The organism is Spirosoma terrae (genome assembly GCF_010435915.1).
In the GTDB taxonomy this organism is placed as follows: domain Bacteria; phylum Bacteroidota; class Bacteroidia; order Cytophagales; family Spirosomataceae; genus Spirosoma; species Spirosoma terrae.
Genome location: NZ_JAAFZH010000007.1, coordinates 253810 through 269574, shown reverse-complemented (window position 1 = coordinate 269574; position 15765 = coordinate 253810). Strand labels below are relative to the sequence as shown.

Annotated in this window: 14 protein-coding genes; 12 read left to right on the top strand and 2 right to left on the bottom strand. The window is 48.4% G+C overall.

From position 1 onward, the window contains the following. Window positions 1–87: 87 nt before the first annotated feature. From GK108_RS17450 to GK108_RS17395, 12 genes are all read left to right on the top strand, one after another. Window positions 88–720 (top strand): ribonuclease H1 domain-containing protein, encoded by a 633-nt coding sequence (locus GK108_RS17450; RefSeq protein ID WP_163951305.1) that lies wholly within the window; start codon window positions 88–90, stop codon window positions 718–720. A gap of 133 nt (window positions 721–853) precedes the next feature. Further along, the gene (locus GK108_RS17445; RefSeq protein ID WP_163951435.1) at window positions 854–1507 is read left to right on the top strand and encodes a tRNA1(Val) (adenine(37)-N6)-methyltransferase; all 654 of its coding nucleotides are present in this window, start codon (window positions 854–856) and stop codon (window positions 1505–1507) included. A gap of 83 nt (window positions 1508–1590) precedes the next feature. Then, window positions 1591–2583: a glycosyltransferase family 2 protein gene (locus GK108_RS17440; RefSeq protein WP_163951302.1), complete on the top strand. Its 993-nt coding sequence runs from the start codon at window positions 1591–1593 to the stop codon at window positions 2581–2583. 50 nt (window positions 2584–2633) lie between these two features. Next, window positions 2634–2774, top strand: coding sequence for a hypothetical protein (locus tag GK108_RS17435; RefSeq protein ID WP_163951299.1), 141 nt, complete (start codon window positions 2634–2636; stop codon window positions 2772–2774). Between the two features lie 77 nt (window positions 2775–2851). Then, a complete protein-coding gene (locus tag GK108_RS17430; RefSeq protein WP_163951296.1) occupies window positions 2852–3463 on the top strand; it encodes an inorganic pyrophosphatase in 612 nt (203 codons plus the stop codon). Window positions 3464–3690: 227 nt separating this feature from the next. After that, complete coding sequence (gene sppA / locus GK108_RS17425; protein WP_163951293.1) at window positions 3691–5463, top strand: signal peptide peptidase SppA; 1773 nt, start codon at window positions 3691–3693, stop codon at window positions 5461–5463. Between the two features lie 89 nt (window positions 5464–5552). After that, window positions 5553–6746 carry a helix-turn-helix domain-containing protein gene (locus GK108_RS17420; RefSeq protein WP_163951290.1) on the top strand — a complete coding sequence of 398 codons (1194 nt, stop codon included), beginning with the start codon at window positions 5553–5555 and terminating at the stop codon, window positions 6744–6746. A gap of 198 nt (window positions 6747–6944) precedes the next feature. Continuing rightward, a complete protein-coding gene (locus tag GK108_RS17415; RefSeq protein WP_246224944.1) occupies window positions 6945–8843 on the top strand; it encodes a pyrroloquinoline quinone-dependent dehydrogenase in 1899 nt (632 codons plus the stop codon). A 142-nt stretch (window positions 8844–8985) separates the two neighbouring features. Then, window positions 8986–10122: a hypothetical protein gene (locus GK108_RS17410; RefSeq protein WP_163951284.1), complete on the top strand. Its 1137-nt coding sequence runs from the start codon at window positions 8986–8988 to the stop codon at window positions 10120–10122. A gap of 159 nt (window positions 10123–10281) precedes the next feature. Further along, on the top strand, window positions 10282–11487 hold the full coding sequence (locus GK108_RS17405) for an acyltransferase family protein (protein WP_317166544.1): 1206 nt from the start codon (window positions 10282–10284) through the stop codon (window positions 11485–11487). A gap of 118 nt (window positions 11488–11605) precedes the next feature. After that, window positions 11606–12610, top strand: a complete 1005-nt coding sequence (gene bioB, locus GK108_RS17400) for a biotin synthase BioB (RefSeq protein ID WP_163951281.1) — start codon at window positions 11606–11608, stop codon at window positions 12608–12610. A gap of 187 nt (window positions 12611–12797) precedes the next feature. Beyond that, window positions 12798–13280: a hypothetical protein gene (locus tag GK108_RS17395; protein ID WP_163951278.1), complete on the top strand. Its 483-nt coding sequence runs from the start codon at window positions 12798–12800 to the stop codon at window positions 13278–13280. A 10-nt stretch (window positions 13281–13290) separates the two neighbouring features. Here GK108_RS17395 and GK108_RS17390 read toward each other — a convergent pair whose 3' ends face one another. Together GK108_RS17390 and GK108_RS17385 are read right to left on the bottom strand one after the other, a co-directional pair. Next, window positions 13291–13920, bottom strand: a complete 630-nt coding sequence (locus GK108_RS17390; protein ID WP_163951275.1) for an outer membrane beta-barrel protein — start codon at window positions 13918–13920, stop codon at window positions 13291–13293. Between the two features lie 34 nt (window positions 13921–13954). Continuing rightward, window positions 13955–15760: a serine/threonine protein kinase gene (locus tag GK108_RS17385; RefSeq protein ID WP_163951273.1), complete on the bottom strand. Its 1806-nt coding sequence runs from the start codon at window positions 15758–15760 to the stop codon at window positions 13955–13957. Between the last annotated feature and the right edge of the window lie 5 nt (window positions 15761–15765).

Here is a 15765-nt window from a genome sequence, read left to right as displayed (position 1 = left end):
CCTTAACGAATAGTTGCCTGTTCCAAAGCCCCGCTACTACTCAAAAGTTAGCGGGGCTTTGTACTTTTGTGAAAAAGGAAGTGATGTATGGCTCAGAAAAAGCCAAAATTTTATGTCGTCTGGCAAGGTCGAAAGCCCGGTGTTTACGATAGTTGGGACGAAGCTAAAGTACAGACCGATGGTTTTGCAAAACCATTGTTCAAGTCATTTGATACGAAGGCCGCTGCCCTGAAAGCCTTCAAAGACAAGCCACACCTGCACATTGGCCAGGAGAAAAAAACAGCCAGTCAGAAAATTCCGGGACTGATCGGGCCTCCCATTCAGGATAGTCTGGTCGTTGATGCGGCCTGGAACACGGCTACCGGCGATATGGAATATCAGGGAATATATTTGGCCACCAAACAGAAGCTATTTTTAAAAGGTCCTTATCCCGATGGCACCAACAACATCGGTGAGTTTCTGGCCATTGTTCATGCGCTGGCACTTCTGCACCAGAAAGGAAGCAACATACCCGTCTATTCGGATTCTGTAACCGCCATTGGTTGGGTCAAAAAGAAGAAGGCGAACACCAAGCTGGAAGAAACCTCCCGTAATGCCGAACTCTTCGACCTGCTCGACCGGGCCGAAAACTGGCTCAAAAGTCACGTGTATGCCAATCCCGTTCTAAAGTGGGAAACAACCGTCTGGGGCGAAAATCCAGCTGATTTCGGAAGAAAGTGAAGGGAGATGATATATATGATGTAGTACGTATGGTGTAAGCGTAGATAGGTCATATATCTTACATCATACATAAAATAAAACTAGTCCCGTGTTCTCGTTCAAACAGTTTACCATTCACCAGGACCGTACGGCCATGAAAGTGTGCACCGATGCGTGCGTACTGGGCGCGTATGCCAACGTAGCGGGAGATCGTATTCTGGATATCGGAACGGGAACTGGCCTATTGGCGCTGATGGCCGCTCAGCGTAATGCCGAGGCCAGCATCGATGCCGTAGAGATCGACGCTAATGCGTTTGAGCAGGCAACCGGGAACGTAACAGCGAGCCCGTTTGCGGATCGTGTTCAGCTCTGGAAAGGACGAATTCAGGAATTTTCAGGCAACGGTACGTTGTTTGACCGAATTTTGACCAATCCGCCATTTTATACCAACCACCTGCGGTCGCCTGACGTAGCGGTCAACCGCGCCTTACATACGGATGAACTGCCTGTTGAAAAGCTGATCACTGCTGTTTCCCGTTTACTACAGCCCGACGGCCAGTGGTGGGTTCTGCTGCCGCCCTATGAAACGCTTAAACTGACCGAGATGGCACAAAAAGCATCACTCTATCCCTTTCAGCAGTTGGCACTAAAGCATCACGCCAATAAGCCGGTGTTTCGTTTTATAACGGGTTTCTCGTATCAAAAAAATAGTTTGTCGGAAGAAACGTTAGACATCTACGAAACGGATGGGCGAACGTATACAACCGCTTTTCGCGATCTCCTCCGTGATTTTTACCTGATATTCTGAATACCTTTGTGAACTTCCTGGCTGTTTGAGCACTTTGTGGTCAAAGTTATGTTCATGAGGAAAGAACTAACGGTTCTACGTAAATGACTGAATTGCTTCAACTAACTATCCTGATTCCCCTGTACAATGAAGAGGAGTCGTTGCCTGAACTGCACGACTGGATTGTGCGGGTGATGACGGAGCATCATTATACATACGAAATACTCTTTATCGACGATGGTAGCACGGATGAGTCATGGTCGATTATAGAACGATTATCGAGCGTGAATGCACATGTTCGTGGCGTTCGGTTTAATCGTAATTATGGTAAAACAGCGGCTTTGCAGGTTGGTTTTCAGGCCGCTCGTGGTCAGGTTGTGATCACGATGGACGCTGATTTGCAGGATAGCCCTGACGAAATCCCTGAGCTCTATCGAATGATTGTTGAGGATAAATACGATCTGGTTTCGGGATGGAAACAGAAACGGTACGATCCGATTACGAAAACGCTGCCCACGAAGCTGTTTAATGCGGTTTCGCGCTGGATTTCGGGCGTACAATTGCACGATTTTAATTGTGGTCTAAAGTCGTACCGTCAGAAAGTCGTCAAATCTATTGCGCCAACGTTATATGGCGATATGCACCGAAACCTGCCCATTGTTGCTAACTGGAACGGATTCAGTCGAATAGGCGAGAAGGTAGTTCAGCATCGGGCCCGGAAATATGGCTCAACCAAGTTTGGGCTTGAACGCTTTGTGAATGGATTTCTGGACGTACTGGTTATTGCGTTTGTGCATCGCTTCAGCAAACGGCCCATGCACTTTTTTGGTACGTTCGGTACGTTATCGTTTTTGGTAGGATCGTTATTGGCCATCTGGCTGATCGTTGAAAAGCTGATCAATATATCGCAGGGAGTGAAATTTCGAAATGCGACCGATAATCCACTGTTTTATTTTGGATTGGTTGCCATTATTCTCGGCGTTCAGCTATTCCTAGCGGGCTTTCTGGGCGAAATGCTGGTTCGACAGTCATTGGGCAAGTCTGCTGATTCTCAGATTGCTGAGCGCGTAGGGTTTATTGACCGGATAGCTGTCTAGCCAAAATAGGGTTGTAGACAGTAAAATGGGCCTAAACTGAAAACCGCAGTATGGGCAACCGTTTAAAAGGAAAACGGCGCCATGTGGTTTTCCTTTGTATTTTTGTAGGCATTCCGGCCATTCCGGCCGCTTTTTGTCAAGCCAATCGGCTGAAAATTGACAAAAAGCGGCCGGAATGTTTGTTTCTGTAACCCGACAAACATTGATTATTCCAGTTTTTTCTTTAAATCGTATGCAAGCATTTTTAGAGCCGACACAATTTGACACTATGGCAAAAACTCCCGCTAAAGCTCATCCCTGGCATGGTATTTCACCCGGCGATAAAGCGCCTGAGATTATTACTGCATTCATCGAAATCGTTCCAACGGATACTGTTAAGTACGAAATCGATAAAGAGTCGGGTTATCTGAAAATTGATCGGCCACAACAATATTCGAATATTATTCCTGCTTTGTACGGGTTTGTTCCGCAAACCTATTGCGGAGATGGAGTTGCCCAGCTAGCGTCCGAACGGTCGGGACGTACTATTGAACTGGGTGATGGCGATCCGCTTGACATTTGCGTACTAACGGAGCGGGAAATTACGCATGGTGATATTTTATTACAGGCTATTCCTATTGGCGGTTTTCGGCTGATCGACAAGGGAGAAGCGGATGATAAAATTATCGCCGTTCTGAAAGGAGATTCGATGTATGGGCAGTATCATGATCTGAGTGAGTTACCGATTGCCGTCGTAAAACGTCTGCAACATTACTTCCTGACCTACAAAACATTGCCTGACGAGCCGGCTGTTATGGAGCTGGCTTCTGTATACGGCCGCGATGAAGCGTTGGAAGTGATTCAGGCGTCGATGGACGATTACAAAAATATGCCTGCCTAATAATTGGATTGGGTATTCGAAAGATTGGGTAATTAAGGAAAAAAAAGTATGTTCCTTAATTACCCAATCTTATTTTTATGGCCTTCAGCTCTCGTCAATTTATTCTATTGAGCGAATTAACCATTTATCCGTTGATTTGCGCACTCAACATTTTCCAACAACAAATGGCAACAATGGCGTGTAAATTTGTTTATTATGTGTAATGACACACAACTCATTCATAATTCATGCGACAGTTTCTTAAGTATGTTTTAGCCACTATTGTTGGCTTACTGCTATTTTCCTTCGTTGGCTTTTTGCTGTTGTTAGGAGTAGGCATGGCCCTATCAAGCTCCTCCGACCAGAAAGTGGTAGTGAAAGAAAATTCGGTATTAAAAATTAACCTGGACAAACCCATTGAGGAGCGTAGCTCCGAGAATCCATTTAGCGGCATCGGCCCCATTCAGTCATCGGGTGATGCCATCGGCCTTGTTGAGCTCAAGCAGGCACTGAAAGATGCTAAAGACGATGAAAATATAGAGGGGATCTACCTGCAATCGGAGAGTCCAGGCGCAGGTTGGGCCTCGGTTGAAGAGATACGTAATGCATTGATTGATTTCAAACAGTCTAAGAAATTCATTTATGCGTATGCCGAAACAATGAATGAGAAAGGCTACTACATAGCTTCGGTAGCGGATAAAATTTACCTCAATCCCGCTGGTGATCTGGAATGGAACGGCCTGGATGCCGAACTGACTTTCTTCAAAGGAACGCTGGATAAACTGGGTATCAAGCCCGAAATCTTCCGGGTGGGTGAGTTCAAAAGTGCCATTGAACCATTTATTCGCGAAAACATGAGTGAGCCGAACAAACGTCAGGTGACCTCGTTTATCAACTCCATTAATGATCACATGCTGGTTCGGGTCGCTCAGAGCCGGGGTCTTCGTGTCGATTCGCTCAAACGGTACGCCGACCAGTTGACTATTCAGAAGCCAGCGGATGCCTTACGTACCAAATTGATTACGGACGTGGGCTATCAGGACGAGCTGGAAGCGGTGATTCGTAAAAAGCTGAATGTTGAGGAAAAGAAGAAAATCAACTACGTAACGCTCAGCAAATATGAAAATGCTGAATCAACCAGTGATAATGCCGGAGGAACAGGCAGCAATCGAATCGCTGTCATTGTAGCGACGGGTGATATACATACGGGTAAAGGCGACGATAATAGTATTGGTTCGGAAACCATTGTTGATGAGATTCGGAAAGCTCGTCTGGACGACAAAGTAAAAGCCATTGTCTTGCGAGTGAACTCAGGTGGAGGAAGCGCGCTGGCATCGGATGTGATGTATCGGGAGGTTCAGCTGGCCCGTAAAGTAAAACCGGTTATCGGCTCCATGTCGGACTATGCGGCCTCGGGTGGGTATTATATGCTGATGGGTTGCGATAAAATTGTGGCTCAGCCGAACACCATCACAGGATCAATCGGGGTTTTCTCCCTGCTGTTTAACACCGAAACCTTCTTCAAAGATAAACTAGGCGTTACGTATGATCGGGTTAAATCCAACGAAAATGCCGATTTTCCGGCTGTAACGCACGAAATGACGCCTTTCCAGAAGCAAACCCTGCAACGGGCTACGGAACGGATTTACGCTGATTTTACCAGCAAAGCAGCCGCTGGTCGTAAACTGCCTGTTGATAGTCTCCGGGCGATTGCTGGTGGACGCGTGTGGACCGGCTCACAAGGGAAAGCGATCGGACTGGTCGATCAGCTCGGTGGCCTGGATGATGCCATCAAACTGGCGGCCCAGTCGGCTAAGCTGAAGGAAGGTGACTATCGCCTTAAATATCAGCCCCGTAAGAAACCTTTCATCGAGCAACTGATGAGTTCATTTGGTGGAGACGAAGAAAGCAAAATTCAGGCTCAGTTAGGAGAACTGGCACCCTATGTGAAATACCTGAAAAAACTAAAAACGATGGAGGGCACTCAGATGCGCTTGCCGTTTGAGATAACTATTCACTAAGAAAACGGAGCTTTTGCTCAAGTAGACCTAAGAGGTTTCTCTAACCTTTTAGGTCTTTTTTTTACCTTGCATTACGTAAAATCGACTCAATGAAGGTTCTGCCAATTCACCTCGACCTGTTTGCCTTGATTATCCTGTTGGGCGTAGCACAGGGTATCTTCCTGGGAATATTCTTCCTGACCGGCGAACGGGTACGTAGTGTGGCAAACCGTTGTCTGGGCTTGTTTAATCTGGCGTTGGCGGCAATCGTTGGTGAAATTTTTCTGAACTACACGAACTACACGTTTCGGGTATTGTGGATAGGCGATTTTGCCGAGCCTTTCAATTTTGTACTGGGCCCTTTGTTCTTTTTCTACGTATTCAGCCGTATATGGCAGCGGCTGCCTCGTCGCTGGTATCTGCATCTGATTCCTTTCGCGATCTGGTTGGTGAATGCCATTACCTGGTTTTATCAGCCCATAGAATTTAAGTATAACTCCTACATCGATTCGCAGCATCCTGACTTGCAGCCTATTCATGCGGATCTATATATTGAAGAAGACTTTACGGGCCTGCGCCACCTCATTAATGAGATGACGTTATTGAGTTGCCTGATCTACGCCGTCCTGGCTTTGATCACTATTCGCAGAGCAAACCGATTGAACGTACTCTATCCTGGTCTGAGCTCACTACGTTTGCTTAGCTGGTTATTTGCCCTGGTTCCTATATTAATCGTGATCATTAAGCCCCAGTTTTACCGGGATGTAGGCGATTTCTTGCTGGCTACGTATGTCTCCCTCACGATCTATACAACCAGCTATCTGGTCATGCGTGGTTCGAATTTCTTTCGGAGTCAGCCAGAGCCGGAGCCTTCAGCCATAGAGACTGAACCGCTACCGCTTGTAGAGCCAAAAAGGAAATACGAAAAATCGTCTCTGTCCGAAGAACTGGAAGAGGCTGTGTTAGCCCGATTGAATCGACTGATTGACGCCGAAAAGCCTTACCTGGAGAGCGATTTATCGTTGCCAAAACTGGCCGAACGAGTTAATACGTCACCGCATCATTTGTCGCAACTGCTGAACGACCGGCTTGGCGTTACGTTCTTTGACTGGCTGGCTACGTATCGAATTGCAGAGGCACAACGATTATTGAACGATACATCGACCGCTAATCTGAAAATTGACGAAATCGCCGAGCGGGTCGGCTATAATTCGACCTCGGCATTTCATACGGCCTTCAAGCGGTTAACGGGCCAGACGCCAGCTCAGTTTCGGAACCAAATCACCACCTCCCGATCTACCTAATTCCTGGCGAAGACGTGCTGGTTAACTTCGTCCCGGTCGGCACGAACTTCGTATTTATCGGCAACTAGTAGCTTTTGCATGTTGTAGCGGACATTTGAGCATCAAATGAAAAGAATCTCGCTTATGCACACATGCAACGAATTAGCCCTTCTTACGACGACGTACCGGTGGAGAGGTCTGGTTTCTCTTATCTTACTTTTGGCTTACAGACTGGTTGGCGCACAACCGACTAATAACGTTGAATGGCCCGCTTATGGCAACGATGCTGGCGGTATGCGGTTTTCCCCGCTGAAACAGATTGATACGTCCAACGTAAAGAAACTGGCCGTCGCCTGGACATTTCGGACGGGCGAGCTGGAGCTTTATAAAGGCACGTATGCTGAAGAAAAGGCGGCCTTCGAGGCCACGCCAATTATGGTAGACGGTACGTTGTTTTTTAGTACGCCCACCTCTCGGGTTTTTGCCATTGATGCCGCGACTGGACAGAAAAAATGGGCGTACGATCCTGACGTCTATCTGCGTCAGGATTTATCCGAAATTACGTCGCGCGGGGTATCGATCTGGCCAGCAACTACTGATAAGCGTGCTTCGGCTGCGATGGGGAAGCGTATTTTTGTCGCCACACTCGATGGTCGGCTGATTGCGCTGGAAGCTTCCACTGGTAAGCCTGTTACGTCGTTCGGAAAAGAAGGAAGCGTCGATTTGCGCCAAGGGTTAGGTAATATCAGCGTTACGTCGCCACCAGCCGTTATTGGCAATATGATTGTGGTGGGTTCGTCGATGGGCGACAATCAGCGGTTCAACTATGAACGGGGTGTCGTGCGGGCCTACGATGCAATTTCTGGCGCGTTACGTTGGAGCTGGGACCCAATTCCCCGGACAAAAGGAGATGTCGGATTCGATACCTGGAAAGGAGAAAATGCCCACCAGACGGGAGCCGCCAATGCCTGGTCGATCATATCGGCTGATCCGGAACGCGACCTGGTGTTTATTCCGACCACCAGCCCCAGCCCTGATTATTACGGAGGGGAACGGTTAGGACAAAATCTATGCGCCAGTTCGATCGTGGCGATTCGGGCTTCGACGGGCAAGGTTGTCTGGCATTACCAAACGGTTCATCACGATTTGTGGGATTACGATAATGCTGCTCAGCCCTTACGGTTTACGTTCATAAAAACCGGAAAGAAAATACCTGCCGTTGCGGTAGGTACTAAAATGGGACACCTGTTTATCCTGCACCGGGAAACAGGCGCTCCACTGCTGCCCGTTGACGAACGGCCAGTGCCAAAATCGACAGTTCCGGGCGAAATCGCTCACGCTACTCAGCCGTTTCCCACTACGTTGCCACTGCTGGGTTTACAAAAGTTTGAGACATGGGGTGTAACGCCCGCTGAAAAGGCGGTTGCCGATCAGCGGATTAGTGGACTACGTTATGAAGGCCCATTTACACCTCCTTCTCTGCAGGGGACTATCATGGCGCCAGGCAATGTTGGTGGGGTGCATTGGGGGGGGATGTGTTATGATCCTGTATCCGGTCTATTGATTACGAATGTCAACCGAATGGCGGCTATCATCCAACTGCTCCCCAGAGAAAAGTTGGCGGCTTCTGTAAAAAACAACGAAGAACTCCTGCGGGCTGAAACCGGTATGCAAGCCGGAACACCATACGTAATGAAACGGAGCTACCTGTTTAAAATTGGCAAAGAAGGCATTACGATGCAGACGCCACCGCCCTGGGGAACGCTGGTAGCAGTTGATTTGACGAAAGGGTCATTAGCCTGGGAAGTGCCACTGGGCTACATGATGGACTTATCCAAATACCCGCAGGCTAAAGAATGGGGCTCGCTGAATTTTGGGGGAGCAACGGTTACTGCGGGCGGACTAGTGTTTGTTGCCGCCAGTTTAGACGGCCATCTTCGTGCTTTTAATCGCCAGACTGGTAGCTTGTTGTGGGAGGCAGCCTTACCGGCGGGCGGGCAGGCTACGCCCATGACGTACCAGATGAATGGGCAACAATACGTAGTGATTGCCGCCGGTGGCCACGGCAAACTAGGCACAAAACTCGGTGACTACGTAGTCGCTTATAAATTGCCGTAGCGAATTGGGAATGATTAAATGTAGCCTTAGGGCTGGATGATTGTGGGTCGATTGATTACTTTTATAATCAGCTGTTACGTTTGGATAGATACGTAGCAGCTGATTATGCATAAGTCATCAGTAATCGAACAACCATTCGCTCATGTCGGGACAACAGCAACTTGTTCAAATCGGAACCGCAAAAGAAAAGGCTATTTTATCGAAATCGCAGAAAGAATTTAATCGACTGATTCGTAAAATAGAAAAGGTAAGTGCTGAACTAACCGACCTCCGTAACGCAGCCGAGAAAATCCAGCAACGTGTTCAGAGAGATTATCGCCCGTTGGTGGAGCAGTACGCCAACTTTCGGGCCGATATGGTACGTATGTTCGACCGCGCTTATGAAGAAAGCAAGCTAACAAAAACGGAAAAGAAAAAGCTGGCTCATCTGATTCAGGAGATGGCTTTTGAACTGATCGATACGTATGGACTATCAGACCTCAAAGTCATTTATGATAAATACGATGACCAGGGTTTCGATCAAACCAATGCCGAATCGGATGAGTTGACGGCCGACCTGATGAAGGAAATGATGAGCAGTATGTTTGGCATTCAGTTCGATGAGAACGCAGATGTTAGCGATCCTCAGAAGATGACGGCGTATGTGCAGGAACAAATCGCTCAACGGGAAGCCGCTGAAACGGAAAGGCGGCAGCAGGCTCAGGAAAAACGCGCTAAAAAGCCGAAAACAGAAAAACAGCAGGAACGGGAAGCCAAAAAACTAGCGGAAGAACGTAGCATCACCAAGGCGGTTCGGACGTTATACATGGATTTGGTGAAAACCTTTCATCCCGACCGCGAGCCCGACGAAACCGAAAAACAGCGGAAGACCGACATCATGCACCGCGTAACGGAAGCGTATGAAAAAGGCGATCTGCTGGCGTTGCTGCGATTACAGCTCGAATTTGAACGTATCGATCAGCAACACCTTGAAAATCTGGCAGAAGAGCAGCTCAAATACTACAATAAAATTCTGAAACAACAGGCGCAGGAGATTGATGATGAGTTATTTACGTTGCAGAGCCAACTGTCGGGGATGACGGGAAGACCAGCCTATCTAATTAACTCGCCCATTGCACTGGAATTTAGCCTCAATAGTGATATCAGCCAAATCAAGCGCGACATCAAACAGATTAAAGCCGATTTGAAAGCGTTCACGGATCTCAGCGTATTGAAAAAATGGCTCAAAGCCTATCGCATCGAAAAACCAGAAAATCTCTCATTTTTCGATTTGATATAAGCCGGATACGTAGCAGCTCCGAATATTCGTCAACGGGCTTTGTAGAGTAGGAAAAGACTTCGTCCCGGTCGGCGCGAACTTCATGGTTATCGGGGGAGAGGGTTTTTGGGCTTTTTAGGGCTGAATTTTGGCCTATTGATCACAAACGCCTTTAATCGAATGATTCCTACGAAACAACTTGCAAAAGCCACCCCGATGGATGCTAGTGAGCCCGTTGCTACGTCTACCTCCCGACGCTACGACCTCGATTGGTTACGTATCATTGCCATTATTACGTTGCTGTTCTATCATACGGGTATGATCTACGTATCGTGGGGATGGCACGTGCAAAGCAAGGCCACCAGCTACCCGTTTGAACTAATCATGCGATGGCTGCACAATTGGCGTATGCCGCTACTGTTCTTTATCTCAGGCGCCGGAACATTCTTCGCGCTCCGTAAGCGTTCTTTTAGCGCTTATGCGGGCGAGCGAGTTCAGCGATTGTTTGTGCCGCTCGTGTTCGGCATGTTCGTTATTGTTCCACCACAGATTTATTTCGAATGGTTGTTTCGTGGACGATTTTCTGGTAGCTATAGCGAGTTTTATCCGAACGTATTCGGTTTTCAGCCGTATCAGGATGGTGGCGAAGGTGGCGCTTTTAGCTGGCATCACCTTTGGTTTGTAGCCTATCTGTTTCTGTATTCACTGGTTAGCATACCCGTGTTTCGCTGGTTGAAAAGCGATAGCGGCCAGCGGTTTGTTGACCGTATTGGCGGGCTCATCGAAAAGCCGGGCGGAGCCCTGTGGTTAGTCGGCTTTCTGTTGCTTAACGATCTGGTGCTGGGCGGTTTCTTTCCCCAGGAAACCCATGCGCTTATTAACGACTGGGCTTATTTTATGAAGAATCTGATCCTGTTCTGGCTGGGTTATATACTGATCAGCCGACGGGAGTTCTGGTCGATCCTTACCGACCAGCGAAGGTATTTTCTGGCAGCAACCCTGATCTGTACGATCATTCTGTATGCAGCCCGCCCGCTTTTCGGACTCGATCCAGACCATGACACCGTATTGATCCGAACGTTATTTAGTTTTAACCGGATTGGCCTGACCTGGTTTTCGGTCTTGATGACAATTGCCTACGGATACCGTTATCTGAACAGCAATAAACCGATTTTACCGAAGCTAAATGAGGCTGTTTACCCATTCTACATCCTTCATCAGACCGTAATCGTTATGATTGGCTACTACGTTCTGACTCGGACGAATCTGGGCGTTTATGACGGTTTTTTAGTGGTAAGCCTCTCATCATTAGTGGTTTGTGCTGGGCTTTGTTTACTCGTGATCCGACCTGTTAAAGCACTACGTTTACTGTTTGGTATGAAATAAACGCGGTTGGTATTGATTTAAGCGCGTTGGTTTACGATTTTTGATCATCTGAACTCATCGCTATGAGGGTAGAGCGTGCCGTATTGGGTTCGTTTCGTCATTTAAAAATTGTACATCTATGCTTCGCACCGACTGGACTCGTGCAGAAATTACCGAGATATATAATTCGCCCGTTCTGGATCTGATTTACTGGGCCGCTACCGTTCACCGCCAACACCACGATCCGCAGGAAGTGCAAGTCTGTACCTTATTGTCGGTGAAAACGGGCGGTTGTCCCGAAGACTGTGCTTATTGCCCGCAGGCCGCTCGTTATCACACGAATGTGAAAGTTCACAAGCTGATGGAAGTGGATGAGGTACTGACGGCCGCTCAGCGGGCAAAAGACACAGGCAGTACGCGTTTTTGCATGGGGGCGGCCTGGCGCGAAGTGCGCGATAACCGCGATTTTGACAAAGTGCTGGAAATGGTACAGGGCGTTAATGAAATGGGTCTTGAAGTTTGCTGCACCCTAGGCATGCTGACTGAAAGCCAGGCCGAAAAGTTGAAAAATGCTGGCTTGTACGCTTACAACCACAATCTCGATACCAGCGAAGAATACTACGGCGATATAATTTCAACCCGTACGTACGATGATCGGCTGGATACCATCGGCCATGCACGGAAAGCCGGAATTTCGGTTTGCTCGGGTGGTATTATTGGCATGGGCGAAACTCATCAGGATCGCATTGGTATGCTGCATACGCTGGCTACGTTGCCTGAACACCCGGAGTCTGTACCCGTTAACGCGCTGGTTCCCGTTGAGGGAACGCCACTTGAAGATCAGCCTAGAGTATCGGTCTGGGAAATGGTACGTATGATTGCAACGGCCCGAATCATCATGCCAAAAACAATGGTACGTCTGTCGGCGGGTCGGGTTCGCATGAATACCGAAGAACAGGCGTTGTGTTTCCTGGCCGGAGCTAACTCCATCTTTGCGGGCGATAAACTCCTGACAACACCCAACCCCGACGAAGACGCTGACCAGCAGTTATTCCAGACGCTGAATATTCGGCCACGAAAAGCGTTCAAGAATGGCGATCAGCCGAGCGTTGTTTTTGAGCAGATTCCAATGGCTGCCCTGTAAGAACTGGCTTGCTTATACATTAAAATTTACCCGATACGTGCCACGACTGGATGCCGTGGCGCGTATTTTTTTTAGCGTGCCACATCGTTGATAGCCTTCGGAACTTTGTCAAAGGTGAAGCCTTACGTACGAATAAAAGGACGGTGGTCGTTGAATCATATACGTGGATAGAATGAGTACTGTACGTATGAAATTTCTTTTGACTATTGTTTTGGTAGCCAGTCAGCTGATCATGATTGCCTGTCAGCCAGATTCAGAGATTGTTTTACCGAGTCAAGCCGTAGCAACGAACCCTAAAGTAACTGTTTCTGACTGGGTCACTATCGATGCCAGCGTATGGGCGGCAAGTCCTAAGGCACCTCAATTGCACATGGCTGGATTTGTGGATAGCTGTGTGACAAATTCAGTAGTTGAAAGTGGACTTGTAGTCGCTTTTTACCGCCATTCGTCTGGCGAAGCCGTGTATGCCTTACCAATCAGTTTTGGCAAGCAGTCCATATCGTTCACCTATTATGCCATGAACGATAAGGGTATTATCAGTTTTCAGCAGAAAGCCGGTGAAACGATCGATGGTGACTTTCGGTGGGTGGTTGTTCCGAAAGAGGCCGCCAAGCAGGTCGACTGGACAAACTATGATGCGGTAAAGCAGGAGCTTGGCCTAACTGAATAAGCCGTTGTAATTACAATTCGCTTAGATACAGGACGAGTCCGGCTGAGATTCTAAAGGACGTAAGGTCAGCTCGTTCGCCTGTATTCTGTCCATTAATTTGAACATCCGCTTTACCGGCTGCCTGCACTGAGCCATTCAGTGTTATGGCAATTGGCAGAGAAAGAAAATAAGACAAACCAGCCCCAATGTGTGCCGCGCCCCCCTTGAAAAGCAGATTGTCGCGGAAGCCGTCCTGATTAAGAACCTGATCGACTTTGCCGGTTTGATAGACGTAGCCCAATTCGGCAAATGGACGTAACGCTCGGGTTGTTGCTGAAAAATTGACGCGTATTCCCGGTGTCAAATGGGTATAACGAAACGATTCTCCGGCGATGTCGGTGGCACTGATGGCGCTGTAATTGTATTGTAAGAAGGCTTCATAACGCTGGTTAAAACCGAAGCCCGCCCGGCCACTAAAACCGCCACCACTGCCTGCCCGTTCGTCTAAGAACTGAAAATAATCCGATGACCAGCCCATATAATGCCCTTGCAGGCTTAGGTTAAATCCTTCCGTTGTGGATCGTTGACGAATGCTTTGTGCCTGTAACGGAATCGAGAAAACTGAAAGGGCCACTGCCAGCGTGTATACAATAATGCGCATGATTCTGTGTCGTTTGAGTGAGATAAGAAATAGGTTAAAGGTCAATTGTTTCGTCGCCGGTGCGTACGTCGAACGTTTGGCCGGAACGAAAGGACACGGGCTGGCCTTTGGCTTCATCGCTGAACGTAGCAGACCGTAGTGATATCCGTCTGCCATTCACGGCTTCTACGGAGTGGATACGAAACTCCAGAAGGCTTTTTTTGCGGAATACGTCGCCGTCGGCCTTTTTTACGTCGCTTACCTCACCATAGGCCGTTGCACCCGCCTGAATAATTACCTGACCGTTGGTTGTTACTGGCTCCGTTACCCGGAATCGAACAGACTGGCCTTTCTGAGCCGCATCCGACGAAATATTGTCTGATAACGCAAGGGTCACACGAAGCCGTCGAATGGTCACCGACCGACGTAGCGTTGTTTTAGGGACAGTTGGTTCGGGAACTGGTTCAGGTTTTAGAGTGGCCACGGGTGGCGTAACAACCTCTTCCTGAGGAGTTGTTACGGGGGTTACTGGGGCCGGTGTAACAGGCGTATTTTTTTTGCCAGCCGGAGGCTTCGTACCCGATGCTCTGGGCTTAACAACGGGCTCTGTATATGTGTCTGTTGGTGTGGGTTTGCTTTCAACGGGCGTAGGTTGGGCTTCGTATGGTTTTCGTGAAACGACGGTGCCAGTAGCTAACGACGCTGGTTTTATTTTTTCCTGGACGGGCTGTTTTGGTTGATTGTCAACAACGTTCGGCTGATTTGGGGTTACCTGCTTAGGTTTGACTGATACGTTATTAGGCGATTTGTCCAGTAGAATCAGGCTGATAAAGGCCACTGCTATGGCGGTTAATGCACCGGCCAGGCCAATTTGCCAGTTTTCGGCTAGCCAGGTTTTAATCGAATGCCCGGCCGGATTGGTAACGCCCTTTTCAATTCGCGTGGCCGCGAGCGTAGTTGGCCGTGCGGGTTGCATGGCCAAAATGTCGCGGGTCGTTTGAGACACAATAAGCTGACTGGGGTTTAGTTGCGGGGCCTGCGAGAAAAAGGGTTGCAGGGCTTTTTGAAATTCCCTGGCATCCGCAAACCGTTTTGCCGGTTTTTTGTCCAGCGCTTTCAGAACAATCGTTTCCAATTCCTTAGGTATGTGGGCGTTTACTTTCCGAAGGGCGATGGGCTTGTCGCGGATGATGGTTTGCATGAGCTCGTAATCTGTACGGCTGGCAAAAGGCAGTTTCCCCGACAAAAGCTCATACAGCAGAATGCCCATAGCGTAAATATCAGAAGCGGGCGATGGGGCCTCGCCCTGAATAAGCTCAGGAGCCATATACTCAAGTGTACCAACCACCCGATTGACCTGCGTTAATCGTTGATTGCCAACAACTCGGGCAATACCGAAATCCATCAGTTTCACCGTTCCTTCGGGGGTTAGCATCAAATTGGCGGGTTTAATGTCGCGGTGCAAAACCCCTTTTCGATGGGCATGCGCTAAGCCTTCAAGCCCCTGGCGCGTTATTTCGGCTGCTGTTGCCGGAGGAATAGCCCCCGCTTTATGGATAAGTGTTTCCAGACTATTACCTTCAACGTATTCCATCGCCATGCAATAGTCTGCTCCATCCTGTATGAAATTATAGACCACCGCAATATTCGGATGGTTGAGCCGGGCCAGAATCATGGCTTCGTTCCGAAACCGTTCCATAAAGGAGGTCTGGTTCACCAGATGCGGATGCAGCATTTTAATGGCAACAGACCGCTCCAGATGGATGTCTACCGCCTGGTACACAGTGCCCATACCACCCTCGCCCAGGAGCGACTCAATTCGGTAATGGTGGATTTGTCGGCCTTTCATGATTGGTTGCATAGAGG